Source organism: Kitasatospora sp. NPDC101176 (genome assembly GCF_044768035.1).
In the GTDB taxonomy this organism is placed as follows: domain Bacteria; phylum Actinomycetota; class Actinomycetes; order Streptomycetales; family Streptomycetaceae; genus Kitasatospora.
Window position 1 is genome coordinate 17,015 of record NZ_JBIWPA010000039.1, and the last position, 25,209, is coordinate 42,223.

Genomic DNA, 25,209 nt, shown 5'->3' on the forward strand with positions numbered 1-25,209 from the left:
AGTGCGCCGCACCCACCGTGAACACCAGGCCAGCCGATCCGGCATGATCGGCCGATGACGCCGATGACGCCTGCCCCGCACGCCCCGACGACCGCCCCGGACGGCTGCGTGCGCGTCCGGGCCGTGGACCGGGAGCCGGCCCGGTACCGGGAGCCGGCCCGATGACCGGCTTCCTCACCCACCGGGCCCGGGTGCACGACGCCGGGCTCCCGCTCCACCGCCGGCACGGCGCCCTGCGGACCTGCCTGACCTCCTTCGCGCCCTACGGCTACCACGCGACGTACCACCACCTCACGCTCAGCGCCCGGATCCCGCGGCTGCTGGAGGCCGACCCGGACGCGCTGGGGCGGGCCGTGGAGGAGCTCCACGGGGCTCGGGTGCTCTGGCTCGCGCGGGCGGAGCGGTACGCGGAGCAGCGGCGCGCCGAGAAGCGGGCCGGGCGGCGCGGGCAGGCCGAGCCGCCGTGGTGGCGCCGGCCCCGGTGGGGCGCGCCGGACGCGGCCTGGCGGCACGACCCGTTCATCCACCCGCCGCTGGCGCTGCCGGACTTCGTGCGGCGGCAGAACGCGCTGCTGGACGGCGTCGGGCTGCCCGGCTGCCCGGGCTGCGGCGAGGAGGGGCCGCTCCTGGAGCTCTCGACCGGCCACGGCCTCGCCGGGCTCTGCCGGGTCTGCGCGTGGGTGCGGCAGCCGTGTCCGTGCGGCGGCCTGCACAGCTTCGAGCCGGCCCTGCGGGTCGGCACGAGCGGGATCCGGCAGCGGGAGCACATGACCGGCCAGGGCCTGCCGAACCCGCACTGGCCTGGCGTCCGGGGTCCGGAGCGGGTCGAGCGGCTGGAGGCGTACGAGGTGCGTCCGTGCTTCGATCCGGCGTGGTGACGGGCCGGCCCCGGGACGCGGTCGCCCCCCGCGGCTCGGGCGCGGTGCGCCGGGACGGCTCAGGCCCGGTGCGGCGGGACGGCTCAGGCGCGGTGCGCCGGGACGGCGACCAGCAGGGCGTTGCTGTTCTGGACGCGCACCTCGAAGTGGTCGATGTCCCCCGGCTGGAGCGCCGCACCGCCGCCGGTGCGCAGCTCGGCGGGGCCGCCCGGGTTCCCGTAGGTGCCGGCCGGGACGCTCCAGGTGGTGACCGTCTGCCGCTCGCCGGTGTGCGACACGGCGACCAGACGGCAGGTCAACGGCCCGTGGACGCCAGAGAGTTGCAGACTCACCTGGCTCCCCCAGGGCATCGCGTCCACGCCCACGGTGGCCCGGGCGCCGGTGCCCGGGTCGGTGGCGCTGAACTGCTCGGCGACGGCGACCACGGCCGGCGTGGAACCGGCGGTGAGCACCGCGGCCGTGACGGCGGGGCCGGTGGCCACCAGCACGGCCGCGGCCAGGGCCAGCACCAGCCGCCGCACCCGGCCCCGCCGCCGTCCGGCCACCACCTCGGCGACCAGCCGGTCCAGGAGCTCCGGGCCCGGGTGCGGGGCCGGGCCGGCCGGATCGAGGCCGGCCGCCGTCGCCGAGGCGGCGTACTCGGCCAGCAGCGGCTCCACGAAGCCGAGCCGCGCCACCTGCTCGGCGCACTGCGGGCAGGTGGCGAGGTGCCGCTCGAACGCGGCGCGCTCGGCGGGTTCCAGCAGGTCGAGGACGTACGCGCCGACGTCGACGTGGTCCGGTCCGGCGCCGGGGACGCCGCCGGGGGCACCGGGCACGCCGGGGACACCGGGGACCTGCTCCGGGCCGCCGGGCACGGGGTCGGGGCGCTTGGTCACGAGGTCACTCCCCTCTCCTCCAGCGCGAGCCTGAGCGAGCGCAGTGCGTAGAACACCCGCGACCGGACGGTCCCGGCCGGGATGCCGAGTTCGGCGGCCGCCTCGGCTGCGGTGCGGCCCTTCAGATAGGTCTCGACGATGATCTCGCGGTGCGCCGCCGAGAGGTCGCCCAGTGCGTCCGCGACCGTCATCATCCGCAGGGCGCGGTCGAGTTCGTCCTCGGCGGGCATCAGTTCCAGTGCCGCCGCGTCCACCTCCCGGGGCCTGGCCCGGGCGCTGCGGTGGCCGTCGATGACGATCCGCCGCGCGACCGTGACCAGCCAGGGCCGCAGCGATCCGGCCCCCGGGTCGAGCCGGTCGATGTTGCGCCAGGCCCGGACCAGCGTCTCCTGGACGACGTCCTCGGCCCGCTGCCGGTCCCCCGCGACGAGGTGGAGGACGAACCCGAAGAGCGGCCCGGCGTGCTCGTGGTAGAGGGCGCGCATCAGCTCCTCGTCCGGCGCCCCCGTACCGCGGGCGGACCTGCCGCCGCCGGGATGCTCCTCGGTCACCACTTCATCGTTGCGCACCCTGGTCTCCCGGTCGAGGGCGGACGGACCGCGGCGGTCGGCTCAGTAGCCGTAGCCGCTGCTCGGTGCACTGGGCTTGGGGCTCGCGGGGGTGGACGGCATCGGGGTGGAGCTCCCGGTGGTACCCGCCTTGCCGCCGCTCGGGGTCAGCGCGAACCACGCCCCGCCGACGCCCTGGCCCTTGGTGTCGCCGGGCTTGGAGTCCGGCGAGTAGCGGTAGGCCGGCCAGCCGTTCAGGGTGACCTGCTTGGTGCCGTCGTCGCGGGTGACGCTGCCGACCAGCTTGGCGTCGATGCCCTTGAGCATGACGTTGCCGTTGTCCTGCTCCGGCGGCCACAGCGAGGCGCAGTCGCCGTTGCAGGTGGCCTTCGACGGGCTGCTCTGGTCATGGTCGAAGCGGTAGAGGGTGAACCCGGCGCCGTCGGTCACGATCGTGCCGAGCTTCGGGTCGGTGGCGGTCTGCAGGGAGGTGTTCGCCGCCGTGCCCGGCGTGCTCGGTGCCGGGGTGGCCGGTGCGCTCGGGCTCGCGGGCGCGGCGGGTGCGCTGGACCCGGACGACCCGCAACCGGCGACCAGGGCGGCCGCCGCGATGCCGGAGGCGGCCAGCACGGCGGCCCGGCGGGTTCGGCGATTGCTGCGCATGAGGTGCTCCCGCGGTCGGTGGACGGGTGGACACCCTCAAGTACGCGAAGCGGCGCCCGACTGCTCAAACCGGCCCCGGCCGGCGCCGGAATACCCCGTCGGGGGGCGCGGTTGTCGCGAGCACACGGTCTGAACCGCCTCCTCCGGAAGGGAAGGAATCGCGAGATGAGCAGCACGGTCGAGCTGACCAAGGAGAACTTCGACGACATCGTCCCCGGCCCGGAGGGCAAGGACTTCGTCTTCATCGACTTCTGGGCCGGGTGGTGCGGGCCGTGCCGGCAGTTCGCCCCGGTGTACGAGAAGGCGGCCGAGCGCCACTCGGACCTCGTCTTCGCCAAGGTGGACACCGAGGCGCAGCAGGAGCTGGCGTCCGCGTTCGGGATCCAGTCCATCCCGACGCTGGCGATCATCCGCGAGGGCGTGCTGGTCTTCTCGCAGGCCGGTGCGCTGCCCGAGGCGGTGTTCGAGGACCTGATCGGCCAGGCCCGCGGGCTGGACATGGCCGAGGTGAAGCGCAAGGTCGCCGAGGAGCAGGCGGCCGGGGGCCAGGCCTGAGGCCACCCGCGTCGGGGCCCGGGGAGTCCTCTCCCCGGGCCCCGGTGCGTTCCGCGCCGGCGGCGTCCTCCCCGCCGGCGCCGTCCGGATCCGCTCCCTTCCCCGGGCCCCGCCCGCCGGTCGTCGCCGGTTCCGGGCCGATCACCGGGGCGGACCCTAGAGTCGTCGCGACGCGGCCCCGCACCACGACGAGGAGTGATCCCCCATGAGCACGTTCGTACTGGTCCCCGGATTCTGGCTGGGCGCCTGGGCCTGGGACGAGGTGGCCGCTCCGCTGCGGGCGGCCGGGCACGCCGTCCACCCGGTCACCCTGCCCGGGGTCGCGGAGCGCGCCGGGGACCGTGAGCCGATCGGGCTGGCGGACCACGTCACCGCGCTGGCCGACCTGCTGGTCCGGGAGGACCTCTGGGAGGTGGTGCTGGTCGCGCACAGCGGCGGCTGCGCCCCGGCGGGCGGGGTGGCGGACCGGATGCCCGAGCGGATCCGCCGGGTGGTCTACCTGGACAGCGGGCCGGTGATCGACGGCGGGTCGCTGTACGACCTCTGGCCGCCGGACTACCGCGAGGCGGCCGACGCCTCGGTGGTGGACGGCCGCCTGCCGATGCCGTCCTGGGAGTTCCTCGCCGCCCACGGCGCCGGCGCGGCCGGTCTGGACGGGGCCGCGCTGGCCCGGATCCGTGAGCGGGCCACCCCGCAGCCGGCCGGGGCCTACCGGGACCGGCTGCGGCTGACCGGCGCGGGGCCGGCGCTGCCGCAGGCCCTGGTGTCCTGCTCGTTCCCGATCGCCCAGGTGCGGGCGATGGTCGCGTCCGGCCACCCCTGGTTCGCCGGGCTGGACGGGCCGAACTGGGAGCTGCGCGAACTCCCCACCGGGCACTGGCCGATGTTCTCCCGCCCGGACGACACGGCGGCGCTGCTGGCGGAGCTGGCCCGGCTCTGACCCGGTGCGAGAGCCGCGTCCGGGCGTGCCCGGGCGCGCCGGGGCACTGTCCCGACCGTGCCCCGGCACTGTCCCGACCGTGCCCGGTCCGCGTGTTCGACTGCGCGAACCGGGGCTGACGTCGCAGGATGGGCACGGCGCCGTGCACGCGGCCCGGCGCCGGTCCGGCGGGCGGCCGGACCCGAGCCGAAGGGACGGGGTATGACCAGCACCGCCGAGGAGTACGACGTCATCGTCCTGGGAGCCGGCCCGACCGGCGAGAACGTGGCCGACCGGGCCGTCGCCGCCGGGCTGCGCACGGCGATCGTGGAGGCCGAACTGGTCGGCGGCGAGTGCTCGTACTGGGCCTGCATGCCGAGCAAGGCGCTGCTGCGCCCGGTGGCCGCGCTGGCCGACGCCCGCGCGGTGGCCGGCTCCCGGGAGGCGGTCGGCGACGGCCGGCTGGACCCGGCCGCGGTGCTGGCCCGGCGGGACTCCTTCACCTCGCACTGGAACGACGACGGCCAGGTCGGCTGGCTGCGCGACACCGGGATCGACCTGGTGCGCGGCCACGGCCGGCTGGCCGGCGTGCGGACCGTCACGGTGGAGGCCGAGGACGGCAGCGAGCGGGTGCTCACCGCCCGGCACGCCGTCGCCGTGTGCACCGGCAGCCGCCCGGTGCTGCCCACCGGCGTGCCCGGGCTGGCGGAGGCCCACCCGTGGACCAACCGGGAGGCGACCGGCTCGCCGTCGGTGCCCGGCCGGTTGGCCGTGGTCGGCGGCGGGGTGGTCGGGGTGGAGATGGCCGCCGCCTGGCGGGCGCTCGGCTCCGAGGTGGTGCTGCTGGTGCGCGGCGCCGGGCTGCTGCCGAGGATGGAGCCCTTCGCGGGCGAGCTGGTCGCGGAGGGGCTGCGGGACGCCGGGGTGGACGTCCGCTTCGGGGTGGAGGTCACCGCGCTGGAGCGCACGGACGGCACCGGGCCGGTGGTGCTGACCCTCACCGGCCGCGGGCCGTCCGATGACGGGCGGGGCTCCGGCGACGGCGAGCGGCTGACCGTCGACGAGGTGCTCTACGCGACCGGCCGGGCCCCGCGCACCGCCGACGTCGGGCTGGAGCAGGTGGGGCTGAAGCCGGGCGACTGGCTGGAGGTGGACGACAGCTGCACGGTGCTCGGCGTGGACGGGGAGTGGCTGTACGCCGTGGGGGACGTCAACCACCGGGCGCTGCTCACCCACCAGGGCAAGTACCAGGCCCGGATCGCCGGCGGGGCGATCGCGGCCCGCGCCGAAGGGCGTGCGCTGGACACCGCGCGCTGGGGCGTGCACGCCGCGTCTGCCGACAGCGCGGGAGCGCCGCAGGTGGTGTTCACCCAACCGGAGGTCGCGGCCGTCGGTCTCACCCTCGAGGCGGCCGAGCGGGCCGGGCTGCGGGTCCGGACCGTCGACCACGACCTCGGCGCCGTCGCCGGGGCCTCGCTGTACGGCGACGACTACCGGGGCCGGGCCCGGGTGGTCTTCGACCTCGACCGGCAGGTGCTGGTCGGGGCGTGCCTGGTCGGCCCCGGGGTCGCCGAACTGCTGCACTCGGCGACCGTCGCCGTGGTCGGCGAGGTGCCCATCGACCGGCTCTGGCACGCCGTGCCCGCCTACCCGACGATCAGCGAGGTGTGGCTGCGGCTGCTGGAGGGCTGCCGGGGCTGAGCTCCGGGCCTCCGGCGGCGAGCACCTCCGCAGGACCCGGCGCGGCGAGGTGTGGCCGCCGGTGGACGGCGGGACACTGGCAGTCGGGGGCCGTCCCGGGGGCGTCGCGTCGACCAGGTGGTGTGAGGCATGACCGAGGTGCTGTTGGCCGTCGGAACCGAGAAGGGCCTCTTTCTCGGCCGCAGTCGTGACCGGCTGGACTGGGAGTTCAGCGGGCCGCACTTCCCGATGAACGCGGTCTACGCCGTCTCCGTCGACCGCCGCGCCGGGCGCACCCGGCTGCTGGTCGGCGCCGACAGCAGCCACTGGGGGCCGTCGGTCTGGCGCTCCGACGACCTCGGCGCCACCTGGACCGAGCCGGCGCGGCCGGCGATCCGCTTCCCGGAGTCCACCGGCGCCTCGCTCACCCGGGTCTGGCAGCTCCAGCCGGCCGGGCCGGAGGCCCCCGGCGTCGTCTACGCGGGCACCGAGCCCGCCGCGCTGTTCCGGTCCGAGGACGGCGGCGAGACCTTCGCCCTGGTCGAGTCGCTCTGGGACCACCCGCAGCGCGCCGAGTGGGGCGCCGGCTACGGCGGCCAGGGGCTCCACACCGTCCTCACCGACCCGCGCGACCCTCAGCGGTTGCTGGTCGCCGTCTCCAGCGGCGGCGTCTACCGCAGCAAGGACGGCGGCGACAGCTGGCAGCCCTCCAACACCGGCCTGCGCGCCGAGTTCCTCCCGCCCGGCGGCCAGTACCCGGAGTTCGGCCAGTGCGTGCACAAGATCGCCCCGGACCCGGTCCACCCCGACCGCCTCTACCTGCAGAACCACGGCGGCGTCTACCGCAGCGACGACTGGGGCGCGAACTGGCACTCCATCGTCGACGGACTGCCGGCCGAGTTCGGCTTCGCCGTCGCCGCCCACCCGCGCCGGGCCGGCACCGCCTACCTGTTCCCGCTCGGCGGCTCCGACGACCGCGTCCCGCCCGGCCGGCGCTGCCGGATCTTCCGCACCACCGACGGCGGCGACAGCTGGCAGCCGCTCGCCGACGGGCTGCCCGGCGAGGACCACTACGGCGTCGTGCTACGCGACGCGCTGCGCACCGACGACGCCGAACCGGCCGGGATCTACTTCGGCAACCGGACCGGCGACGTCTACGGCAGCCGCGACGAGGGCGAGAGCTGGTCGCCGCTGCTCGCCCACCTGCCGGACGTGCTCTGCGTCCGGGCCGCGGTGGTCGCCTGACAATCCGTTTGCCCCGCGGCCGCGCCGTCGCCGAGCATGAGCGGCGGACGGACGATCCCGACGAGGGGGCCAGGCGTGACCGAGACGGACCGGGTGACGGGCTGCGACGACGACGGCGTGCCGGTGGTGGACTACCTGCCCGGCGAACGGGAGGGCCGGCCCTGGGCCGACCTGCTGGAGGTGCGGGACGGCGCCGCGGACCCGGTGGGTTTCGTCCGGTCCCGGATGGCCGGGTGGGTGGTCTCCGGCACCCCCGAGTTCGGGCGGGCCCTGCTGGACGACGGCGCGACCGTGCTGCGGCACGCCCACACCCTGGGGCGGGACCTGCGCACCGACCCGCCGCCCGCCGACTGGGCCGCCGCACCCCTGCGGGCGGGCCTGCACGCGGCGCCCTGCGACCGCGCCCCCGAGGAGCTGTTCGAAGCCTGGCGGGCCGCCTTCGCCCCCGGTCACGTCGACCGCTTCGCGGGGGACGACGCCCGGGCGCTGGCCGAACGGCTCGTCCCGCTGCTCGCCGGGACGGCCATCGGGCCGGTGCTGCCGTCCAGCGTGCTCGCCGTGGACGAGCGGGGCGCGGTGGTCGCCGGGGTGGTGCTCACCGACCGCGACGGCGTGCCGTGGGTCGCCGAGGTGTTCCGCCACCCGGAGCGCGGCTACCGCGGCCTCGGCGCCGACCTGCTGCGCCGGGTGGTCGGCGACGCCGCCGGGCGGGGGCTCCCCGAGGTGCGGCTGGCGGTCACCGACGGCAACCCCGCCCGCCGGGTCTACGAGCGCCTCGGCTTCACCCTGCTGAGCACCGCGCTGACCGTGATCGTGCCGGACGGACGCTGAGGCCTACGGCCTCCGGTCCGGCCCGTGCCCGCCCTCGATCCGCGCCCCGCGCACCACCACCATGGTCAGGCCCACCGCGACCAGCAGCTCGGCCCAGAAGAAGGCCGCGTAGTCCAGCAGCGAGCCGATCGGCGGGCTGCCGGGCGCGGCGTTGCGCATGCCGACCAGGGCGAACAGCGTCGCAGCCATCCAGCCCAGGGCCGGCCAGAGCATCCCGCGCCGCTGCCGGACGATCAGCCAGGCCGCGACCAGCACCGACAGCGCCAGCGCCCACATCGCGGCGATCATGAACCAGGCCAGGATGAAGGTGCTGCGCGAGCGGCTGATCCGTTCCGTCACCCCGACGGCGAAGTCCTCGCTCTCCTGCTCGCCCTGCCGGAAGGCGAAGAACGGGTCGCCCTCCTCGATCCCGATCACCACGGGCACCGGTCTGCCCCCGACGGTCGCCTGGAAGCCGATGGCCGTGTGGTAGCGGTCGAAGGGGTAGTCGGTGATCCGTCCGCCGACCAGGCTGAAGGAGACCAGGCCGGAGGGGATCTGCTGGCCCGCCGGGTACCGGAGCGTGGTCTGCTCCAGCGAGGTGGTCTCCAGCACCACGTCCTGGACCGGGACCAGCGGCCGGTCCGGCACCTGCAGCGCCCCGTGCGGCTCGACCAGGATCTTGGTGGTGAGCGTCTGCGCGGCCGCGTCCACCCGCTGGAGCAGCACGTAGACCTCCAGGACGTCCGGACCGGTCTCGGAACTCTCCGGGCCCACCACCTGGACGTGGCCCCGGCTGGAGCGCTCGTCGAAGTAGAGCAGCAGCCCCGCGGCGACCAGCAGGGCGATCACCGCGAGCACCGCGTAGGCGCGCCAGGGCCGCACCCTCGGCCGGGCCGGCGGGGCGACCGCGGCCCGCGCCCGGCCGGGGATCCGGACCCGCGGCCGGGCCGCCGGGCGCGGGGACCGGACGGCCCGCCGGTGCGGCGAGGCGGTCATCGGCCTGCTCCCACGGTCGGCGGGGGCGCCGGGTCGGCGCCTGTCCCGCCACCCTCCGGCCCGGGCCGCGGGCCCCGCAACCGCAGGGGGCCGATCGAGTCCCGGCGGTGGGCGGCGGCACCGGCGGGCGAGGGACCGGTCGGTGCCGCTGTGTAGGCTCGCGGGCATGGCGAGGGTGACGCGGGACGATGTGGCACGGGTGGCGGGGACGTCCACGGCGGTCGTGAGTTATGTGATCAACGACGGACCGCGGCCGGTGGCGCCGGCGACCCGGGCGCGGGTGCTCGCGGCCGTGGAGGAGCTCGGGTACCGCCCCAACCGGGTCGCCCAGGCGATGGCCCGGCGGCGGACCAACCTGCTCGGAATGGTCGTGCCGGACGCCCGCCAGCCGTTCTTCGCCGGCCTCGCCCACGCGGTCGAGCAGGCCGCCACCGAGCACGGCCGACTGCTGCTGATCGGCAACTCCGACTACGTGGACGAGCGCGAGGCCCACTACATCCGTGCCTTCCTCGGGATGCAGGTGGACGGCCTGATCCTGGTCACCCAGGACCCGGCCACCCCCGGCCTCACCGGCTTCGACGTGGGCGACGGCACGCCCGTCGTCCTGCTGCACCACCGGGCCGAGAGCTCCGGCGGCGTCGCCGTGGTGGCGGACGACGAGGGCGGCGCCCGCGAGGTGGTCCGCCACCTGCTCGGGCACGGGCACGCCGAGGTGCACTGCTTCGGCGGGACGCTCTCGCTCAGCCCGCACGACCCGGTGACCGGGCGGACGGCCGGCTGGGCCGCCGCACTGGCCGAGGTCGGCCTGACCCCCGCGGGGAGGCTGACGGCGGCGCCGTTCGACCGCGTCCGGGCGCACGCCGAGGCGCTCACCCTGCTGTCCCGGCCCGACCGGCCGTCCGCCGTGTTCTGCGCGACGGACGACCAGGCGATCGGCCTGCTGCGGGCCGCCGACGACCTGGGCATCCGGGTGCCCGAGCAGCTTGCGGTGGCCGGCTTCGACGACATCGCCGAGGCGGTGATCGCCGGGCCCGCGCTGACCACCGTCACCACCGGGCAGGACGAGATGGCCCGCGCGGCCGTGGACCTCGTGCTCGGCGGGGCCGAGGAGCGCTCCACCGGGGCGCGGACGTTCCCGGCCAGGCTGGTGCTGCGGCGCTCCTGCGGCTGCCCGGCCGCGGACGGCGCGTCCCGGGGCTGACGCCGGTCCGGCACCGGCCCGACACCGGCCTGTAGGGCGTCAGCCGAGCCGGTCCCCGGGTGCGTGGACGACAAGTCGCCCGTGTGCCCGGGGAGTTCGCGCCGGCTGGGGCGCTCAAGGTCAGCCGTCGACCAGCTCGTCCGCGATCAGGTCCATCAGCAGGTTGTCGTGCCAGGTGCCGTCCGGACCCCGCTCGTACTGGCGCATGGTGCCGACCGCACGGAAGCCGACCTTGCTGTAGCAGCGGATCGCGGCGGCGTTGTCCGCGGCCGGGTCGATGATCAGCCGGTGGTAGTGGTGCTCGTGCACCAGGTGGCGGGCCATCGTGCGGACGGCGTCGGTGCCCAGGCCCAGGCCGTGCACCGACGGGTCCAGGTAGAGGTCGATGCCGGCGTGCCGGTACTCGTCGTCGTTGTTGGCGTACCACTGGATGGCGCCGACCACCCGGCCGCCCACGTCGACCGCGAAGGTCTCGGTGTCCGGCTCCGCCAGGTCGGTGGCGACCGCGTCGGCCAGGTCGTCACCGCCCCGCCAGCGCGCGAAGACCTCGGGCGTGGCGCGGATGGCCACCAGGGCCGGGATGTCCTCGGCCGTGGCCGGGCGGAGCGTGACGAGGGTGCCGCGCAGGATCGTCCCCATATGGGGCATGTTGACACGGAAAACCGCGTCCGGCGAGTGGTTTGTCCACCGCTCTCCCCGCTCCGCCCCGCCCCGCCCGGGCGAGGGGGTCAGGCCTCCGGGCCGTACGCGCCGAGCCCCCGGCAGACCAGGCCGTCACGGAAGGTCAGCACCTCGGCGACGGCCTGGCCGCGCTCGTTGCGGTAGTTGATGACCACGGTGTCCACCGAGGCGCGGACGTCCTCGACGGTGAAGTGCAGGTCCGGCAGGCGCTCCAGGCCCTGCCGCCAGTAGGCCCGCAGCGCCTCCTTGCCGCGCACCTCGTCCAGCGGCTCGCCGGTGAGCACCCGGATCCGGGGCGAGGCGAAGACCACGTCCTCGGTGAAGTGCGCGAGGATGCGCTCCAGGTCGCGGGAGTTCCAGTCGGCGGCCCAGGTCCGGGCGAAGCCTTCGGCGAAGGCGAGATCGACGGTCATGACCCCATCGTCCCCGACGGACCGTCAGGCGTACACCCGGCCGGAGGGTCCCGGCGGATCCCCGGCCCGGGCCGACCGGCGGATGCGGGCCGGGGGCGGTGATCGCCCTGGCAGCTGCGACGGGGCGCCGGTCACGCCGCGAAATGCCCTCTGACCTGCGGCTTTGCACGCACTAGGGTGGAAGGCGGCACGGCCGGAACACCCTCGTTCCGCCCGCGGAACACGATCGGAAGGCCCCCGCATGAGCCTCAGCATCCGCAACCAGCTGCCCGGCACCGTCAGCTCCGTCACCACCGGCGAGGTGATGGCCACCGTCAAGGTCCGGCTCGACTCGGGCCAGGAACTCACCGCCGCCGTCACAGTGGACGCCGTGAAGGACCTCGGGCTGAGCGCGGGCAGCTCCGTCCAGGCCCTGGTGAAGTCCACCGAGGTCGCCCTGGCCACCGGCCCCGTCGCCGGGCTCAGCATCCGCAACCAGATCCCCGGCACGGTCACCGAGGTTGCCACCGGCGGCGCGATGGCCGGGGTCAAGGTCGACGTCGCGGGCGGCGCGCTGACCGCCGCGATCACCGCGGACGCGGCGGCCGACCTGGGCCTGGCGGCCGGCTCGCCGGTCGTCGCCCTGATCAAGTCGACCGAGGTCTCGCTCGCGACGGCCTGACGCGCCCGACGCGCCGCGCCGCCCGGCCCGCAGCGCGGCGCCCCCGGCGGCGCCCGGCGGCACCCGTGTGGGCGGGCGCCCGCCGGTCGGCCGCTCAGGACGCCGGCGCGCCCAGCGGGCCGAGCCAGACCGCGGTGACGCCGCTGACGTAGCGGGCCCCGCAGTGGTCGTCGGGCACGACCAGCTGCGGGCCGGCCGCGTCCAGCGGCACGCCGTCCGTGCTGGTCGCCAGCAGGATCCGCTGGCCGCCGAAGTCCGGGTCGATCTCGGCCCAGGACACCACGGCCCGGTGACCGTCCGCACCGCTGACGGACAGCAGGAAGCGCAGCCGCTGCTTGCGGCCGGAGAAGTCGATCCGCGGCCCGGCCGCGCCCAGCACGTCCCAGAGCGCCGAGCCCTCGTACCCGTGGCGCTGCTCGCCCTCGCTCAGGCAGTCGAAGCCGACCTCGACGCGGTGGGCCGGGAGGGCGCGCAGCTGCTCCACCGTCAGCTCCGCGGGCCGGTCGAGGTGGCCGTGCAGCCGGACGGTGGGCGCCGCCGTCAGCGCGGCGGGTCTGGCCGGGGTCATGGTGCTCCCTCCTCCCGGGCCGCACCGTCGCGACCCGGGAGGGGGTTACCCGAGGGGGAGCCCGGGCATTCGCAGAAGCCACGCTGAAAGCTTTCCTTCAGTGGCATCCGCCATGGCGGACGGCGCTTTCAGATCGCATCCGCGGACACGGGACGGCCGGCGCGGACGGGCGGCCGACGTGCGGGGCGCGCCGGAGGAGACGGGCTGCGACGCGCCCCGCACCGATTGAAGCAACCCCGCAATCGGGCGGACGACTGGTTCCCAGCACCAGCCGAAGGGCCCCGCGCTGGATGATCCGACAAGACGATTCACCGCCATCTCACTTGCATTTACGATGCCAGTGCGCACCTGAACCTTGCACTTGCGAGACATGGTCCCGCGCTGAGCACAAGGCGAGAGCGAGCGAGAGATGAGCGAGAGATGATCGTCGGCGACCTGCTGAACCTCGACGACCTGGACATCCGGCTGGCCTGGGGCACGCCGGACCTGCTCGACCGCCCGGTGACCGGGGTCAGCTCCACCGACCTCCAGGACCCGGCCCGCTACCTCCAGCCCGGCGAACTCGTGCTCACCGGACTGGTCTGGTGGCAGCCCGCCGACGCCTCCGGCGCGCTGCGCTTCGCCACCGCCCTGCGCAGCGCGGGCGTGGCGGCGCTGCTGGCCGGCGAGGGCACCCACGGCAGCATCCCGGACAGCCTCGCCGAGGCCTGCCGCACCCACGGCATCCCGCTGCTCGCGGTGCCCGCCGGGGTCAGCTTCCGCGCCGTCACCGACCGCGTCTACCTGCGGCTCTGGGGCGACCTGCGGGCCGGCGCCCAGGACACCGCCGCCATCCCGGAGACCGTCCGGCGCGAACTGCTCGACCTGCTGCGCGCCGACGCCGGGGCCGGCGAGGTGCTGGCGCACGCCGTCGGCCGGCTCGGGGTCCCGGACTGCTCGATCACCACCACCGGCGGCCGGGCCGTCGCCACCACCGCCACGCCCGTCCCGTCCGCCAGCCGCGGCGACACCGGGCTGCCGGTCGGCCCGCAGGACGGCTCGCCGTTCGACGGCTGGCGGCTGCGCCCGCACCTGGCCACCGCGGCGGCCGAACCCGTGCTGCAGGGCCTGGCCGAGCTGCTCTCGCCGCTCGCCGCCCGGGCCCGCGCCGACGCCGACGCCCGGCGCCGGGCCGCCGGGCGGCTGCTGGACGCGCTCGCCGGGGAGGGCGGGCTCGCCGAACCGCTCGCCGGGTGCGGGCTGGGCGAGACCGAGGCGCTGGTCGCCGTCACCGCGCGGATCGACGGCGGCCGGGCCGACGACCCCGGCGCGGGCACGCCCGCCGCCTGGGCCGCGTACGCGCTGGCCGAGGCGCTGCACCCGCTCGGCGCGCCGTACGCCGCCGGGACCGACCGCGCCGGGCGGTCCGCCGCGCTGGTGGCCGCGCCCGTCGAACGGGTCGCCGAGCGGCTGCGCCGGGCCCGGCCCGCGCTCCAGGCCCGGCTGACCGGCCGGCGCACCCTGCGGGTCGGCGTCGGACCGGCCGCCGCGCCCGCCCCCACCGCCCTGCGGGCTGCGCTGGTGCAGGCCCGGTACGTGCTGGAGGGCTCGGCCGACCCGGTCGGCAGCGCCGCCGACCTGGACTCGCTGGACGGGCTGCTGCGCGGCATCCCGCCGGAGGTGACGGCGGCCTTCCACGCCCGGCTGCTGGCCCCGCTGACCACGCACGACCAGGAGAACAGCGTCTCGCTGCTGGGCACCCTGGCCGTCTTCCTGGACCACGACGGATCCTGGGCCCGGACGGCGGAGTCGCTGCACATCCACGTCAACACCGTGCACTACCGGATCCGCCGGATCGAGGAGCTGACCGGCCGCAACCTGGCCCGCCTGCGGGACCGGCTGGACCTGCGGGCCGCCCTGCTCTGCGCACCGCAGCCGGCGGCGGCCCGGTGACCCCCGGCCGCCGCCGGTGACCCTCCGGCGGCGGCGGACGGCGGGCCTGCGGGCGGCGGGTCCGGGGTCCGCGGAAAATTCCTCCGGGCCGGTGTCGATCCACGGTCGGCCCGTTCGACGCAGGGGTGAGAGGCGGGGAGAGGCCCCGCCCGTCCGACCGAGGAGTCACCATGCCGCGCTTCATGACGCTGATCCGCATCGACGAGCAGGCCGCCACCGGGTTCGAGTCCGACCCGGACTTCGAGAAGCGGATGGGGGCGCTGTTCGAGGAGATCACCAAGGCCGGGGTGATGCTGGAGACCGCCGGGCTGACCCCGACCTCCCAGGGCACCCGGCTCAGCTGGAACGGCGGGAGGATCGGTTGCACCGACGGCCCGTTCACCGAGACCAAGGAGGTCGTCGGCGGCTACGCCATCCTGCAGTGCAAGGACAAGGCGGAGGCCCTGGAGTGGACCCGCCGGTTCCTGACCGTCCACCCGGACGGCTGGACGGTCGAGGCGGAGGTCCGGCAGATCGACGAGGCGGCGCAGCCGCCCCAGGCGTAGCCGCGGGTCCGTTTGCCTCCCTCTCCGCCGACTGTTCTGATGGGTGGCCGTGACGGAGAGGGACGCGGCGGTCGCCGTCGAGACGGTCTTCAGGATCGAGTCCGGGCGGATCATCGCCGCGGTGACCCGGATCGTGCGGGACGTCGGCATCGCCGAGGAGTTGGCGCAGGACGCCGTGGTGGCCGCGCTGGAGCAGTGGCCGCGGTCGGGCGTGCCGGACAACCCGGGCGCCTGGCTGACGGCCACCGCCAAGCACCGGGCGATCGACCTGGTGCGCCGCCGGGGGGTCTACGCCCGCAAACTCGCCGAGGTGGGGCGGTCCCTGGAGGACGTCCCGGCGCCGGAGCCGGTCGAGCCGGACGACATCGACGACGACCTGCTGCGGCTGATCTTCACCGCCTGCCACCCGGTGCTGGCCGCCGAGGCCCGGATCGCGCTCACCCTGCGGCTGCTCGGCGGGCTGACCACCCCGGAGATCGCCCGGGCCTTCCTGGTGTCCGAAGCGACGGTGGCGCAGCGGATCGTCCGGGCCAAGCGGGCGCTGGCCGGGGCCCGGGTGCCGTTCGAGGTGCCGTACGGGGCGGACCGCGCGGAGCGGCTCTCCTCGGTCCTGGAGGTGGTCTACCTGGTCTTCAACGAGGGCTACTCGGCCACCGCGGGGGACGACCTGCTGCGCCCGCAGCTGTGCGAGGACGCGCTGCGGCTGGCCCGGGTGCTCGCCGGGCTGATGCCGGGCGAGCCGGAGGTGCACGGGCTGGCCGCCCTGCTGGAGTTCCAGGCCTCCCGGACGGCGGCCCGGACCGGCCCGGACGGACGGCCCGTGCTGCTGGCCGAACAGAACCGGGCCCGCTGGGACGGCCTGCTGATCCGGCGGGGCTTCGACGCACTGGGGCGGGCCGGCACCGGCCCGTACTCGGTGCAGGCCGCGATCGCGGCCTGCCACGCCAAGGCCCGGCGCTACCAGGACACCGACTGGGCGACCATCGCCGCGCTGTACGAACGGCTGCTGGTGCTGACGCCGTCCCCGGTGGTGGCGCTGAACCGGGCGGTGGCGGTGTCGATGGCCCGCGGGCCGGCGGCCGGGCTGGAGCTGGTGGACGCGCTCGCGGCAGAGCCGACGCTGCGCGGCTACCACCTGCTGCCCAGCGTGCGCGGGGACCTGCTGGACCGGCTCGGGCGGGCGGCGGAGGCGCGGGCGGAGTTCGAGCGGGCGGCGGAGCTGACCCGCAACGAGCGGGAGCGGGAGCTTCTGCGCGAGCGGGCGGCCGCGACCGGGGGCGGGCCGGCCTGAGCCCGCCCGGGGCCGGCCCGGCGGACACGGGGCCGCCGGGCCGGCCAGTTCGTCGGGCACGCCGTCAGGGAGCGTCGTCGAGGCGCAGCCGGGCGCTGACCTCGCCGAGGCCCTCGGCGAGCACCGCGAGCTGCTCGCGGGTGAGCACGTCGATCAGCAGTTCGCGGACCAGGGCGACGTGCCCGGGCGCGGCCTGCCGCAGCGCCTCCCGCCCCTGGTCGGTGAGTTCGGCGAAGACGCCGCGCACGTCGCTGGGGCAGGAGCGGCGGCCGACCAGGCCCATCCGCTCCAGCTGGGTGACCTGGTAGGTGAGGCCGCTCTTGGAGGTGACCAGCTTGTCGGCGAGTTCGGTCATCCGCAGCGACCCGGCCGGGGCGGCGGACAGGTGCACCAGGATCTCGTACTGCTGGTGCGAGAGGCCGGAGTCCTCCTTGAGCTGGCGCTCCAGCCGGCGGTTGAGCAGGTTGCTCGCGACGACGAAGCCCCGCCAGGCGGCCATCTCGTCCTGGTCCAGCCAGCGGGGCTCGTTCAGTGTGGACATGGGGTGAAGCCTACTCCTGTTGTTCAAATTCGAACGAAGGTGTACCGTCGACTCCGAGACGTTCAAATTTGAACTAACCTCGCCGGCCCCACCCGGCACCCCGCCCCCCACGCACCCCGGTCCGACCCCGGAGGAGGACGCCATGAGCACCGCGGCTCCCGAGCGCATGCCCGCCCTGTACCTCTCGCACGGCGCGCCGCCGCTAGCCGACGACCCGGTCTGGCCCGGTGAACTGGCCGCCTGGTCCGCCGGCCTGCCCCGGCCCACCGCGGTCCTGATGGTCTCCGCCCACTGGGAGGAGGCCCCGCTCGCCGTCGGCGCCGTCACCACCGTGCCGCTGGTGTACGACTTCTGGGGCTTCCCCGAGCACTACTACCGGGTCCGGTACGAGGCACCCGGCGCTCCGGAGCTCGCCGAGCGCGTCCGCAAACTGCTGCGCGCCCCCGGCACCCCCGTCCAGGACATCCCCGACCGCGGGCTCGACCACGGCGCCTACGTCCCGCTGGTGGAGATGTTCCCGGCGGCCGACGTCCCGGTCCTGCAGATCTCCATGCCCACCCTCGACCCGCAGCGCCTGCTGGAGATCGGCCGCCGGCTCGCCCCGCTGCGCGACGAGGGCGTGCTGATCATCGGCAGCGGCTTCTTCACCCACAACCTCCGCGCACTGAGCAGCGAGGGCCGGATCAGCTCGGTGATGGCCGAGTTCGACGACTGGGGCCGGCGCGCCCTGGACGCGCAGGACCTCGACGCCCTGCTCGACTTCGAACGCAAGGCCCCCGCCGGGCGGCTCGCCCACCCGCGCACCGAGCACTTCGCCCCGCTGTTCGTCACGCTCGGCGCCGGCGAGGCCGACCTCGGCAGCCAGCGCAGCGTCATCGACGGGTTCTGGATGGGGCTGGCGAAGCGGTCGATCCAGCTGGGATGAGGCCTCACGGGGCGCAGCAGGTGAAGCGCTCCCCGATGTGCTCCGGCTGCTCGACCTCGTCGACCAGGGCGACCGCGTAGTCCGGCACCGAGATCCGGCTCCGCCCCCCGGCGTCGGTGAGCAGCTGCTCCAGGCCGGTCCGGTACCGGCCGGTCCGCTCGCCGGGGACCAGCTCGGCGGCCGGGCTGAGCACCGTCCAGCGCACGTCGGCGACCGTCCGGAAGTAGTCCAGGGCGGCGCCGTGCGCGTGCATGATCTGCAGGACCTGCTCCGGCAGGCCCGGCGCGTCCCAGACCCGCACGCCCGGTGCGGTCTCCAGACTGCCCGCCCCGCCCACCGCGACCAGCCGGGGCGCCGCGCCGCCGAGCGAGCGCAGGCCCTCCACCAGCGACCGGGCGGCCCGCTCGACGAGCGCCAGGTGGCCCGGGCCGTCGCCGCCGCCGACGGCGCTGACCAGGACGTCCCGGCCGGCCGCCACCCGGGCCACCTGCGCCGGGTCCAGAACGTCCGCCCGCTCCACGGCGGCGGCGATGCCCCGGTAGCGGGCCGGGTCGCGGACCACGGCGGTGACCTCGTGCCCGCGCGCCGCCGCCTCCGTGACGACCGCGCCGCCGATGGAGCCGCCCGCGCCGATCACGGCGATCCTGGCCATGGGGGTACCTGCCGTTCCTCCGGGGCGGGGCGTCACCGCAGGGCTGACGCCGGACAGGTCTGATTATCAGACGGAGTCCCCGTGCGGGCCCGGGGCGGCGGCCTGTCGTGTGACGGGCCGCCCCGCGGGACGGGCCGTCACGGAGCCGCGGACGGACCGGCGGCGGGCCGTCAGGCGCCGTCGGTGGCGGCCCGCTCGGCCCGGCTGCGCTCGACGCAGAACTCGTTGCCCTCAGGGTCCCCCAGGGTGACCCAGCCCTTACCGTCCGGGGTGCGGCGGTCGGCCAGCACGGTGGCGCCCAGGGCGACCACGCGCGCCACCTCCTCGTCCCGGCCGCGGTCCTGCGGCTGCAGGTCGAGGTGGAGGCGGTTCTTCACCGACCTGCCCTCGGGCACCCGGATGAACAGCAGCGAGGCGCCCGCGGACTCCACCACCGCCTCCGGGTCCCCCGGGCGGTCGTCCTCGCCCAGGGTGCCGTCCAGCACCAGCGCCCAGAACCGGGCGAGCTCGTACGGGTCGGCGCAGTCGATCGTCACATGTCGTACCAGAGAAGCCATCCGGCTACTCTGACCGGCCGTCTCCTGATCCGTCCAGCCGATTCCGGGAGTGCCGGTGGCCGTCCAGCGGGAACTCCGGCGGCAGGGCCGTCAGCACCTCCCGGAGGGCGTAGCCGCTCTTGACCGCCACCCGGCAGGAGGCCTGGTTGTCCACCTGGTGCAGCAGGTCGATCCGGTCCAGGCCCTCGGCGGCGAAGGCCCGGAACGCCCACGCCGTCACCGCCTCCACGGCCCGCGGGGCCACCCCCCGGCCGCGGGCCGCGGCCGCCGTCCAGTAGCCCACCTCGGCCACCGGCCCGCCCGGGACGCCGCGCTTGAGCGCGACGTTGGCGACGAGCACGCCCTCCTCCAGGACCGCGAAGCTGTACCGGGTGCCCTCCGCCCGGCCCCGCTCCTGCAGGCCCAGCCAGTGCGCGGCCTGCTCGGCGTCGTCCACCGGGACCCGGGTGAAGCGGCGCAGCGTCGCGTCCCGGTAGGCCTCGACCAGGGCCGGCGCGTCCCCCTCCACGAAGGGGCGCAGCAGCAGGCCCCGGGCCCGCGGACCGGCGGCGGCGACCGTCACTGCAGACCCTCCCAGCCCCAGCGCGGGGTCGGGCCCGGGTCCCCCAGGTCGGTTCCGGCCGGGGAGGCCGAGACGTCCTCGGCGATCCTGGTGCCCCAGTCGAAGTACTCCAGCACCCGGCGCCGCAGCAGCTCGTCCTCGGGCAGCTCCGCCCGCACGGCGTCGGCCATCAGCTCCATCCAGCGCAGCCGCTGCTCCTCGGTGATGGCCAGGCCCAGGTGCGAGCGGAGCAGCGACTGGTGGCCGCCGAGGTCGGCGGTGAAGCGGGCCGGGCCGCCGAAGACCTCGGCCAGCCAGACCGCGACGTGCTCGACGTGCGTGGTGGTGAAGCCGGCGAAGACCGGCGCGAGCAGGGGGTCGGCGAGGACCCCCTCGTAGAAGGTCCGGCTGAGGCGGCGCAGCGCCTCCAGGCCGCCGGCGGCCTCGTAGAGGTTCGTCGAGCGTTCGTCGCCCATGGCAGTTCTCCCCGTGGTTCGCGTGCGGGACTCCGCGTGCTGCGCCCTTCCTAACAGGTGGACGGCCGCTCCGGCGCACCGGTCGGCGCCTGTTCGCGCCGGGCTCAGCAAGTGGAACGCCGGCCTCCCCAACGGTGGAGAGGCCGGCGGGAGGCCGACCGGGAGGCCGGCGGGAGGGCGCCCGCTCGCTCGACCCCGCTCGCTCGACCCCGCCCGCTTGACCCTGCCACTGGCGGCAGGCTCGCAGACTCGGGGCATGGACGACGAGCAGACGGAACGGCAGCGGGTCGTGGTGGTCACCGGGGCGGGGACGGGCATCGGGCGGGAGACCGCCCGGGCGTTCGCCGCGCAGGGCCCGGGGGTGCGGGTGGTGGCGGTCGGGCGACGGCCCGAACCGCTGGAAGGGACGGCGGCCGCGCATCCGGAGCGGATCCTGCCGCTGGTCGCGGACGTCACCGGGCCGGGTGCCCCGGAGGCGATCGTGCGGGAGGCCACGGAGCGGTACGGCCGGCTGGACGTACTGGTCAACAACGCGGCGATCGTCGGCGGCGGAGAGCTCGGCGGCCTCACCCGGGAGCGCGTCGGGGCCCTGCTCGCCACCAACCTGGTCGCCCCCGTGCTGCTCGGCCAGGCCGCGCTGCCCGCGCTCACCCGGAGCCGGGGCGTGATCGTCAACATCAGCACCGCCGTCGGTCAGCGCGGCTGGCCGCGGGACTCGGTGTACGCGGCGGGCAAGGCCGCACTGGAGTCGGTCACCCGCAGCTGGGCCGTCCAGCTGGCGCCGCGCGGTGTCCGGGTGGTGGCGGTGGCGCCGGGCGCGGTGGACACGCCGATCGGCGAGCACACCGGGCTGGGCCCCGAACAGCTGGCGGCGCTGCGCGCCTGGCAGGTCGCGCACACCCCGCTGGGCCGGATCGCGCAGCCCGCCGAGATCGCCTGGGCGGTCACCCAACTCGCCTCGCCGCAGGCCTCGTTCGTCACCGGGGTAGTGTTCTCGGTGGACGGGGGCGCGCTCGTGATGTGACGCGCCGTGCAGCGGGAACGGGGGCCGTGCGGGTGCGGATCGGTGAGCTGGCCGAGCGGACGGACACGACGCCGCGCATCCTGCGGCACTACGAGCAGGCCGGGCTGATCGGCTCCGAGCGGTCCGCCAACGGGTACCGGGAGTACGGGGAGCAGGCCGCCGTCCGGGTGCGCAACATCCGCGCGCTGGTCGCGGCCGGGTTCACCCTGGAGGACGTCCGCCCCTTCCTCGGCTGCCTGGACGGCGACGTGCTGGCGCAGGCGCCGTCCGCGGAGGCGCTGCGGATCGCCCGGGAGCGGCTGGCCGTCATGGAGCGCCGGATCGCCGCGCAGGCCGAGGCCCGGGACCGGCTGGTCGCGGCCCTCGCGGCGGCCGGGGCGCACCCGAAAGCGTGACCCCGGCACCCGGGCGGGTGGCCCCGGACTCCCCGGCGGGTGGCCCCGGGCGGCGCCGGCACCGGCGGACGGGGACGCCCGCGCGGGCGACACCCCCGATCGGGGGTATGCGGCGGGCGGCCCGGGGAGGACAGTGGGCGCATGCAGATTCCACTCTCCGTGATGGACTTCCTCGACCGGGCCGAGCTGGTCTACGGCGACCGGGTCGGCATCGTCGACGAGCCGGTGCAGCCGGCCGAATCCTGGGGCGAGCTGAGCTACCGCCGGGTCGCCGAACTGGCCCGGGCGCAGGCGGCCGGGCTGGACCGGCTGGGCGTCGGGCCCGGCGAGCGGGTCGCCGTCGTGTCGCACAACTCGGCCCGGCTGATGACCGCCCTGTTCGGGGTGAGCGGCCACGGGCGGGTGCTGGTGCCGGTGAACTTCCGGTTGCGCGCCGAGGAGGTGGCGTACATCGTCGAGCAGAGCGGCGCTTCCGTCCTGCTGGTCGACCCGGAACTCGCCGACTCCCTGCACGGGGTGACGGCCAAGCACACCTTCACGCTCGGCGCGGACAGCGACGCCCTGCTGTACGACTTCGACCACGCCCCCCGGCGGTACGAGCTCTCCGAGAACGACACCGCCACGATCAACTACACCAGCGGAACCACCGCCCGCCCCAAGGGCGTCCAGCTCACCCACCGCAACATCTGGCTGAACGCGGTGCTGATGGGCCTGCACTACGGCGCGAGCGACCGGGACGTCTACCTGCACACCCTGCCGATGTTCCACGCCAACGGCTGGGGGCTGCCGTTCTCTCTCACCGGGCTCGGTGCCCGGCACATCGTGCTGCGCAAGGTGGACGGCGCGGAGATCCTGCGCCGGGTCGAGCGGCACGGGGTGACCTTCCTGTCCGGGGCGCCCGCCGTCGTCCAGATGGTGCTGGACGCGGCCGCCGACTGGGACGGCCCGGTGCCCGGCCGCGATCGGGTGCGGATGATCGTGGCCGGCGCGCCGCCGCCGACCTCCGTGGTGCAGCAGGTCGAGGAGCAGCTGGGCTGGGAGTTCATGCAGCTCTACGGCCTGACCGAGACCTCCCCCGTGGTCACCGTCAACCGCTCCCGCGCCGAGTGGGACGCCCTGCCCGCCGCCGAGCGGGCCGAGCGGCTGGTGCAGGCCGGCGCGCCGGCGATCGGCACCCGGCTGCGCGTGGACCCGTCCGGCGAGGTGCTGGTGCGCTCCAACACCGTGCTGGACGGCTACTGGCAGCAGCCCGAGGCCACCGCCGAGGCGCTCCGGGACGGCTGGTTCCACACCGGTGACGGCGGAACCCTCACCGACGGCCAGCTGACCATCTCGGACCGGAAGAAGGACGTCATCATCAGCGGCGGGGAGAACGTCTCCTCGATCGAGGTCGAGGACTGCCTGTACAGCCACCCGGCGGTCGCCGAGGCCGCGGTGATCGGCGTGCCGGACGAGAAGTGGGGCGAGACCGTCAAGGCACTGGTGGTGCTCCGGGAGGGCCGGGAGGCCGTCACCGAGGCCGAGCTGATCGCGCACTGCAAGCAGCGGCTGGCCGGCTACAAGTCCCCCACCTCGGTGGAGTTCCGGGAGGCCCTCCCGCGCACGGCCACCGGCAAGCTGCAGAAGTTCCGGCTGCGCGAGCCGTACTGGGCAGGGCGCGGACGACAGGTCAACTGACCCGGCGCGGGGGGCGGGTCGACCGGGCCGGCGCGGACGGCGGGTCGGCCGACCCGGCACAGGGGGCGGGTCGGCCGACCGGCTCCGGTCAGTCGACCAGGCCGGACTCCCGGGCCGCCACGGCGAGTTCGGTCCGGTTGCGGACCCCCAGCTTGTGCATGGCGGACTTCAGGTAGCCCGTCACGGTGTTGCAGGTCAGCCCAAGCCGGGCGGCGATCTCCGGGTTGGTCCGGCCGGTCGCCGCCCAGCGCAGCACCTCGTGCTCGCGCGGGGTCAACGGCCTTACGGGGGCGGCCCGTCCGGGGCCCGTCGGCCCGGCGCCCGTCCCGGCGCCCGGCCGTGCGGACTCCGGGCGGCCCCAGGCGGCGGCGCCGGCGAGCGCCCGGGTGGCGGTCGCCGCGAGCCGGCCGACGGCCGCGATCCGGACGTCCCCGAACGGGACGACGGCCCGCAGCGAGGCGTACACCACGCCGTACACGGTGCCGCCGTGCAACAGCGGCACGGTGAGCATCGCGTACAGGCCCTCGGCGCTGACGGCGGCGTCGTGGTGGTGCGAGATCGTGGTGGCGGCACGGTAGTCGGGCACCCAGCTGGGTGCCCGCTCGGCCAGCGCCCGCCCGCCCAGGCCGGTACCGGTCGGGACGGGGCGGTCGTGCAGCAGGTCCGCCCGGGTGCCCGCCCAGTGCCGCAGCACCAGGCCGTCCTCGCCCGCGCGGTGCCCGGGCACCGCCACCGGCAGCGGCTCGGGCACGCCCACCAGGCCGACGTCCGCCCCGCACTGCGCCACCACCCGGCGGGCGAGGTCGCCCAGCACCGCGTCCCGCACCAACTCGGCGGCGCGCGCGCCGATCCCGGGGTCGTCCGCGGGCGTCGGCCTGGGGGTGTCCGCGGCCCTGGGGTCCGTCTTCACCGCGAGATTGTCACACGCACCACGGCCGCTGGCGAGAGGTCCGACGTGCGGGTTCCGCGGAGTTCCGGGCGGGCCGGCCGGGCCCGGCGTAGGGTGCGGCCGTGGATTACCGGCGGGTAATGCGCCGGGACCGGAGGAAGGGAACCGATGACGGATCCGAACGCCCCGACACCGCCCGCGGCGGACGTCCTGACCGGGCTGCTCGGCGACCTGCGGGCCGAGAGCGCGGTGCTGGACGCCCTGGTCGCCGACCTGCCCGCGGACGGCTGGGCCCGCCCGACCCCCGCCGAGGGCTGGACCGTCGCGCACCAGATCGCCCACCTGGCCTGGACCGACGACTGGACCGCCCTCGCCGCCCGCGACGCGGAGGGCTTCGGCACGGCGCTCGGCGAGCACTTCGGCGCGCTGCTGGACGCCGGCACCGACCCGGTGGAGGCCGGTGCCGCGGAGGGGGCGGCGGCCGCACCCACGGCCCTGCTGGCCCGCTGGCGGGCCGGCCGGGAGGCGGCCCTGGCCGCGCTGGCCGCCGCCCCGGCCGACCAGCGGCTGCCCTGGTTCGGCCCGCCGATGAAGCCCGCCTCGATGGCCACCGCGCGACTGATGGAGACCTGGGCGCACGGCCAGGACGTCGCCGACGCACTGGGGGTGGCGCGGGAGCCGACCGACCGGCTGCGGCACATCGCCCACCTGGGGCTGCGCACCCTCGGCTTCGCCTTCCAGCTGCGCGGACTGCCCGTGCCGGAGCAGCCGGTGCGCCTCGAACTGACCGCCCCCGACGGCGGGTCGTGGACCTTCGGCCCGGCCGGGGCGACGGACCTGGTGGCCGGTCCCGCACTGGACTTCTGCCTGCTGGTGACCCAGCGCCGCCACCGCGACGACCTCGCCCTCACCGCCACCGGCCCGGTCGCCACCGCCTGGCTGCCGATCGCCCAGGCCTTCGCCGGGGCGCCGGGGAAGGGACGGGACGCGGGCGCCTGACCCGGCCGGCGGGGCGGCCCGCCCGCCCCCGGCGAACGCGTCGGGGGCGGGCTTCGGCGCAGGCCT

Annotated in this window: 29 protein-coding genes; 16 read left to right on the plus strand and 13 right to left on the minus strand. The window is 76.2% G+C overall.

Annotated elements, in window-relative coordinates; genetic code table 11:
• Window positions 1-161: 161 nt before the first annotated feature.
• Entirely contained in the window at window positions 162-878 is a 717-nt protein-coding gene (locus tag ACIRS1_RS34275; protein ID WP_402846121.1) for a hypothetical protein, read from the plus strand.
• Between the two features lie 83 nt (window positions 879-961).
• Here ACIRS1_RS34275 and ACIRS1_RS34280 read toward each other — a convergent pair whose 3' ends face one another.
• From ACIRS1_RS34280 to ACIRS1_RS34290, 3 genes are read right to left on the minus strand one after another with little or no spacing between them, the layout of a single operon-like run.
• A complete protein-coding gene (locus ACIRS1_RS34280) occupies window positions 962-1,756 on the minus strand; it encodes an anti-sigma factor family protein (protein ID WP_402846123.1) in 795 nt (264 codons plus the stop codon).
• Window positions 1,753-2,325 carry a sigma-70 family RNA polymerase sigma factor gene (locus ACIRS1_RS34285; protein WP_387904967.1) on the minus strand — a complete coding sequence of 191 codons (573 nt, stop codon included), beginning with the start codon at window positions 2,323-2,325 and terminating at the stop codon, window positions 1,753-1,755. The genes ACIRS1_RS34280 and ACIRS1_RS34285 overlap by 4 nt, the downstream gene beginning before the upstream one ends.
• Before the next feature lie 42 nt (window positions 2,326-2,367).
• Window positions 2,368-2,967, minus strand: a complete 600-nt coding sequence (locus tag ACIRS1_RS34290; RefSeq protein ID WP_402846125.1) for a hypothetical protein — start codon at window positions 2,965-2,967, stop codon at window positions 2,368-2,370.
• 165 nt (window positions 2,968-3,132) lie between these two features.
• Between ACIRS1_RS34290 and ACIRS1_RS34295 the strand changes: the two genes are divergently transcribed.
• The 5 genes from ACIRS1_RS34295 to ACIRS1_RS34315 all read left to right on the plus strand — a co-directional run bounded on the left by ACIRS1_RS34295 (window position 3,133) and on the right by ACIRS1_RS34315 (window position 8,197).
• Window positions 3,133-3,522 (plus strand): thioredoxin domain-containing protein, encoded by a 390-nt coding sequence (locus tag ACIRS1_RS34295; RefSeq protein ID WP_360214212.1) that lies wholly within the window; start codon window positions 3,133-3,135, stop codon window positions 3,520-3,522.
• A 205-nt stretch (window positions 3,523-3,727) separates the two neighbouring features.
• The gene (locus tag ACIRS1_RS34300) at window positions 3,728-4,462 is read left to right on the plus strand and encodes an alpha/beta fold hydrolase (RefSeq protein WP_402846127.1); all 735 of its coding nucleotides are present in this window, start codon (window positions 3,728-3,730) and stop codon (window positions 4,460-4,462) included.
• 201 nt (window positions 4,463-4,663) lie between these two features.
• Window positions 4,664-6,142, plus strand: coding sequence for a dihydrolipoyl dehydrogenase family protein (locus ACIRS1_RS34305; protein WP_402846129.1), 1,479 nt, complete (start codon window positions 4,664-4,666; stop codon window positions 6,140-6,142).
• A 129-nt stretch (window positions 6,143-6,271) separates the two neighbouring features.
• Window positions 6,272-7,366: a WD40/YVTN/BNR-like repeat-containing protein gene (locus ACIRS1_RS34310; protein ID WP_402846131.1), complete on the plus strand. Its 1,095-nt coding sequence runs from the start codon at window positions 6,272-6,274 to the stop codon at window positions 7,364-7,366.
• 75 nt (window positions 7,367-7,441) lie between these two features.
• The gene (locus ACIRS1_RS34315) at window positions 7,442-8,197 is read left to right on the plus strand and encodes a GNAT family N-acetyltransferase (protein ID WP_402846133.1); all 756 of its coding nucleotides are present in this window, start codon (window positions 7,442-7,444) and stop codon (window positions 8,195-8,197) included.
• Between the two features lie 3 nt (window positions 8,198-8,200).
• Here the strand turns inward: ACIRS1_RS34315 and ACIRS1_RS34320 are convergent, their stop codons facing one another.
• Complete coding sequence (locus tag ACIRS1_RS34320; protein ID WP_387904955.1) at window positions 8,201-9,175, minus strand: DUF4436 family protein; 975 nt, start codon at window positions 9,173-9,175, stop codon at window positions 8,201-8,203.
• Window positions 9,176-9,341: 166 nt separating this feature from the next.
• Between ACIRS1_RS34320 and ACIRS1_RS34325 the strand changes: the two genes are divergently transcribed.
• Window positions 9,342-10,376: a LacI family DNA-binding transcriptional regulator gene (locus tag ACIRS1_RS34325; RefSeq protein WP_360214200.1), complete on the plus strand. Its 1,035-nt coding sequence runs from the start codon at window positions 9,342-9,344 to the stop codon at window positions 10,374-10,376.
• 120 nt (window positions 10,377-10,496) lie between these two features.
• On the opposite strand, the gene ACIRS1_RS34330 is transcribed toward ACIRS1_RS34325, so the two are convergent.
• Together ACIRS1_RS34330 and ACIRS1_RS34335 are read right to left on the minus strand one after the other, a co-directional pair.
• A complete protein-coding gene (locus ACIRS1_RS34330; RefSeq protein ID WP_402846135.1) occupies window positions 10,497-11,015 on the minus strand; it encodes a GNAT family N-acetyltransferase in 519 nt (172 codons plus the stop codon).
• Between the two features lie 89 nt (window positions 11,016-11,104).
• The gene (locus ACIRS1_RS34335; protein ID WP_360214196.1) at window positions 11,105-11,470 is read right to left on the minus strand and encodes a nuclear transport factor 2 family protein; all 366 of its coding nucleotides are present in this window, start codon (window positions 11,468-11,470) and stop codon (window positions 11,105-11,107) included.
• A 241-nt stretch (window positions 11,471-11,711) separates the two neighbouring features.
• Here ACIRS1_RS34335 and ACIRS1_RS34340 point away from each other — a divergent pair, with 241 nt between their 5' ends.
• Window positions 11,712-12,131, plus strand: a complete 420-nt coding sequence (locus ACIRS1_RS34340; RefSeq protein ID WP_360214194.1) for a TOBE domain-containing protein — start codon at window positions 11,712-11,714, stop codon at window positions 12,129-12,131.
• Window positions 12,132-12,225: 94 nt separating this feature from the next.
• On the opposite strand, the gene ACIRS1_RS34345 is transcribed toward ACIRS1_RS34340, so the two are convergent.
• The gene (locus ACIRS1_RS34345; protein WP_402846137.1) at window positions 12,226-12,699 is read right to left on the minus strand and encodes a molybdopterin-dependent oxidoreductase; all 474 of its coding nucleotides are present in this window, start codon (window positions 12,697-12,699) and stop codon (window positions 12,226-12,228) included.
• 420 nt (window positions 12,700-13,119) lie between these two features.
• Here ACIRS1_RS34345 and ACIRS1_RS34350 point away from each other — a divergent pair, with 420 nt between their 5' ends.
• The 3 genes from ACIRS1_RS34350 to ACIRS1_RS34360 all read left to right on the plus strand — a co-directional run bounded on the left by ACIRS1_RS34350 (window position 13,120) and on the right by ACIRS1_RS34360 (window position 16,467).
• Complete coding sequence (locus ACIRS1_RS34350; protein ID WP_402846139.1) at window positions 13,120-14,631, plus strand: PucR family transcriptional regulator; 1,512 nt, start codon at window positions 13,120-13,122, stop codon at window positions 14,629-14,631.
• A gap of 170 nt (window positions 14,632-14,801) precedes the next feature.
• A complete protein-coding gene (locus ACIRS1_RS34355; protein WP_402846141.1) occupies window positions 14,802-15,176 on the plus strand; it encodes a YciI family protein in 375 nt (124 codons plus the stop codon).
• 49 nt (window positions 15,177-15,225) lie between these two features.
• Window positions 15,226-16,467, plus strand: a complete 1,242-nt coding sequence (locus ACIRS1_RS34360; RefSeq protein ID WP_402846143.1) for an RNA polymerase sigma factor — start codon at window positions 15,226-15,228, stop codon at window positions 16,465-16,467.
• 64 nt (window positions 16,468-16,531) lie between these two features.
• Here ACIRS1_RS34360 and ACIRS1_RS34365 read toward each other — a convergent pair whose 3' ends face one another.
• Window positions 16,532-16,999: a MarR family transcriptional regulator gene (locus ACIRS1_RS34365; protein WP_360214261.1), complete on the minus strand. Its 468-nt coding sequence runs from the start codon at window positions 16,997-16,999 to the stop codon at window positions 16,532-16,534.
• Between the two features lie 151 nt (window positions 17,000-17,150).
• Here ACIRS1_RS34365 and ACIRS1_RS34370 point away from each other — a divergent pair, with 151 nt between their 5' ends.
• Complete coding sequence (locus tag ACIRS1_RS34370; protein ID WP_402846145.1) at window positions 17,151-17,933, plus strand: dioxygenase; 783 nt, start codon at window positions 17,151-17,153, stop codon at window positions 17,931-17,933.
• A gap of 4 nt (window positions 17,934-17,937) precedes the next feature.
• Here the strand turns inward: ACIRS1_RS34370 and ACIRS1_RS34375 are convergent, their stop codons facing one another.
• The 4 genes from ACIRS1_RS34375 to ACIRS1_RS34390 all read right to left on the minus strand — a co-directional run bounded on the left by ACIRS1_RS34375 (window position 17,938) and on the right by ACIRS1_RS34390 (window position 20,159).
• Window positions 17,938-18,585, minus strand: a complete 648-nt coding sequence (locus tag ACIRS1_RS34375; RefSeq protein ID WP_402846147.1) for an NAD(P)-dependent oxidoreductase — start codon at window positions 18,583-18,585, stop codon at window positions 17,938-17,940.
• A 170-nt stretch (window positions 18,586-18,755) separates the two neighbouring features.
• The gene (locus ACIRS1_RS34380; RefSeq protein WP_402846149.1) at window positions 18,756-19,142 is read right to left on the minus strand and encodes a VOC family protein; all 387 of its coding nucleotides are present in this window, start codon (window positions 19,140-19,142) and stop codon (window positions 18,756-18,758) included.
• A 4-nt stretch (window positions 19,143-19,146) separates the two neighbouring features.
• On the minus strand, window positions 19,147-19,704 hold the full coding sequence (locus tag ACIRS1_RS34385) for a GNAT family N-acetyltransferase (protein ID WP_402846151.1): 558 nt from the start codon (window positions 19,702-19,704) through the stop codon (window positions 19,147-19,149).
• Window positions 19,701-20,159: a group II truncated hemoglobin gene (locus ACIRS1_RS34390; protein WP_402846152.1), complete on the minus strand. Its 459-nt coding sequence runs from the start codon at window positions 20,157-20,159 to the stop codon at window positions 19,701-19,703. Before ACIRS1_RS34390 ends, ACIRS1_RS34385 begins: the two co-directional genes overlap by 4 nt.
• Window positions 20,160-20,415: 256 nt before the next feature.
• Between ACIRS1_RS34390 and ACIRS1_RS34395 the strand changes: the two genes are divergently transcribed.
• From ACIRS1_RS34395 to ACIRS1_RS34405, 3 genes are all read left to right on the plus strand, one after another.
• On the plus strand, window positions 20,416-21,183 hold the full coding sequence (locus ACIRS1_RS34395; protein WP_402846154.1) for an SDR family NAD(P)-dependent oxidoreductase: 768 nt from the start codon (window positions 20,416-20,418) through the stop codon (window positions 21,181-21,183).
• A 32-nt stretch (window positions 21,184-21,215) separates the two neighbouring features.
• Window positions 21,216-21,578, plus strand: coding sequence for a MerR family transcriptional regulator (locus ACIRS1_RS34400; RefSeq protein ID WP_402846213.1), 363 nt, complete (start codon window positions 21,216-21,218; stop codon window positions 21,576-21,578).
• A 141-nt stretch (window positions 21,579-21,719) separates the two neighbouring features.
• A complete protein-coding gene (locus ACIRS1_RS34405) occupies window positions 21,720-23,255 on the plus strand; it encodes an AMP-binding protein (RefSeq protein WP_402846156.1) in 1,536 nt (511 codons plus the stop codon).
• A gap of 88 nt (window positions 23,256-23,343) precedes the next feature.
• On the opposite strand, the gene ACIRS1_RS34410 is transcribed toward ACIRS1_RS34405, so the two are convergent.
• Window positions 23,344-24,165, minus strand: coding sequence for a LuxR C-terminal-related transcriptional regulator (locus ACIRS1_RS34410; protein ID WP_402846158.1), 822 nt, complete (start codon window positions 24,163-24,165; stop codon window positions 23,344-23,346).
• Window positions 24,166-24,312: 147 nt separating this feature from the next.
• Between ACIRS1_RS34410 and ACIRS1_RS34415 the strand changes: the two genes are divergently transcribed.
• Window positions 24,313-25,143: a TIGR03084 family metal-binding protein gene (locus tag ACIRS1_RS34415; protein WP_402846161.1), complete on the plus strand. Its 831-nt coding sequence runs from the start codon at window positions 24,313-24,315 to the stop codon at window positions 25,141-25,143.
• Window positions 25,144-25,209 lie beyond the last annotated feature (66 nt).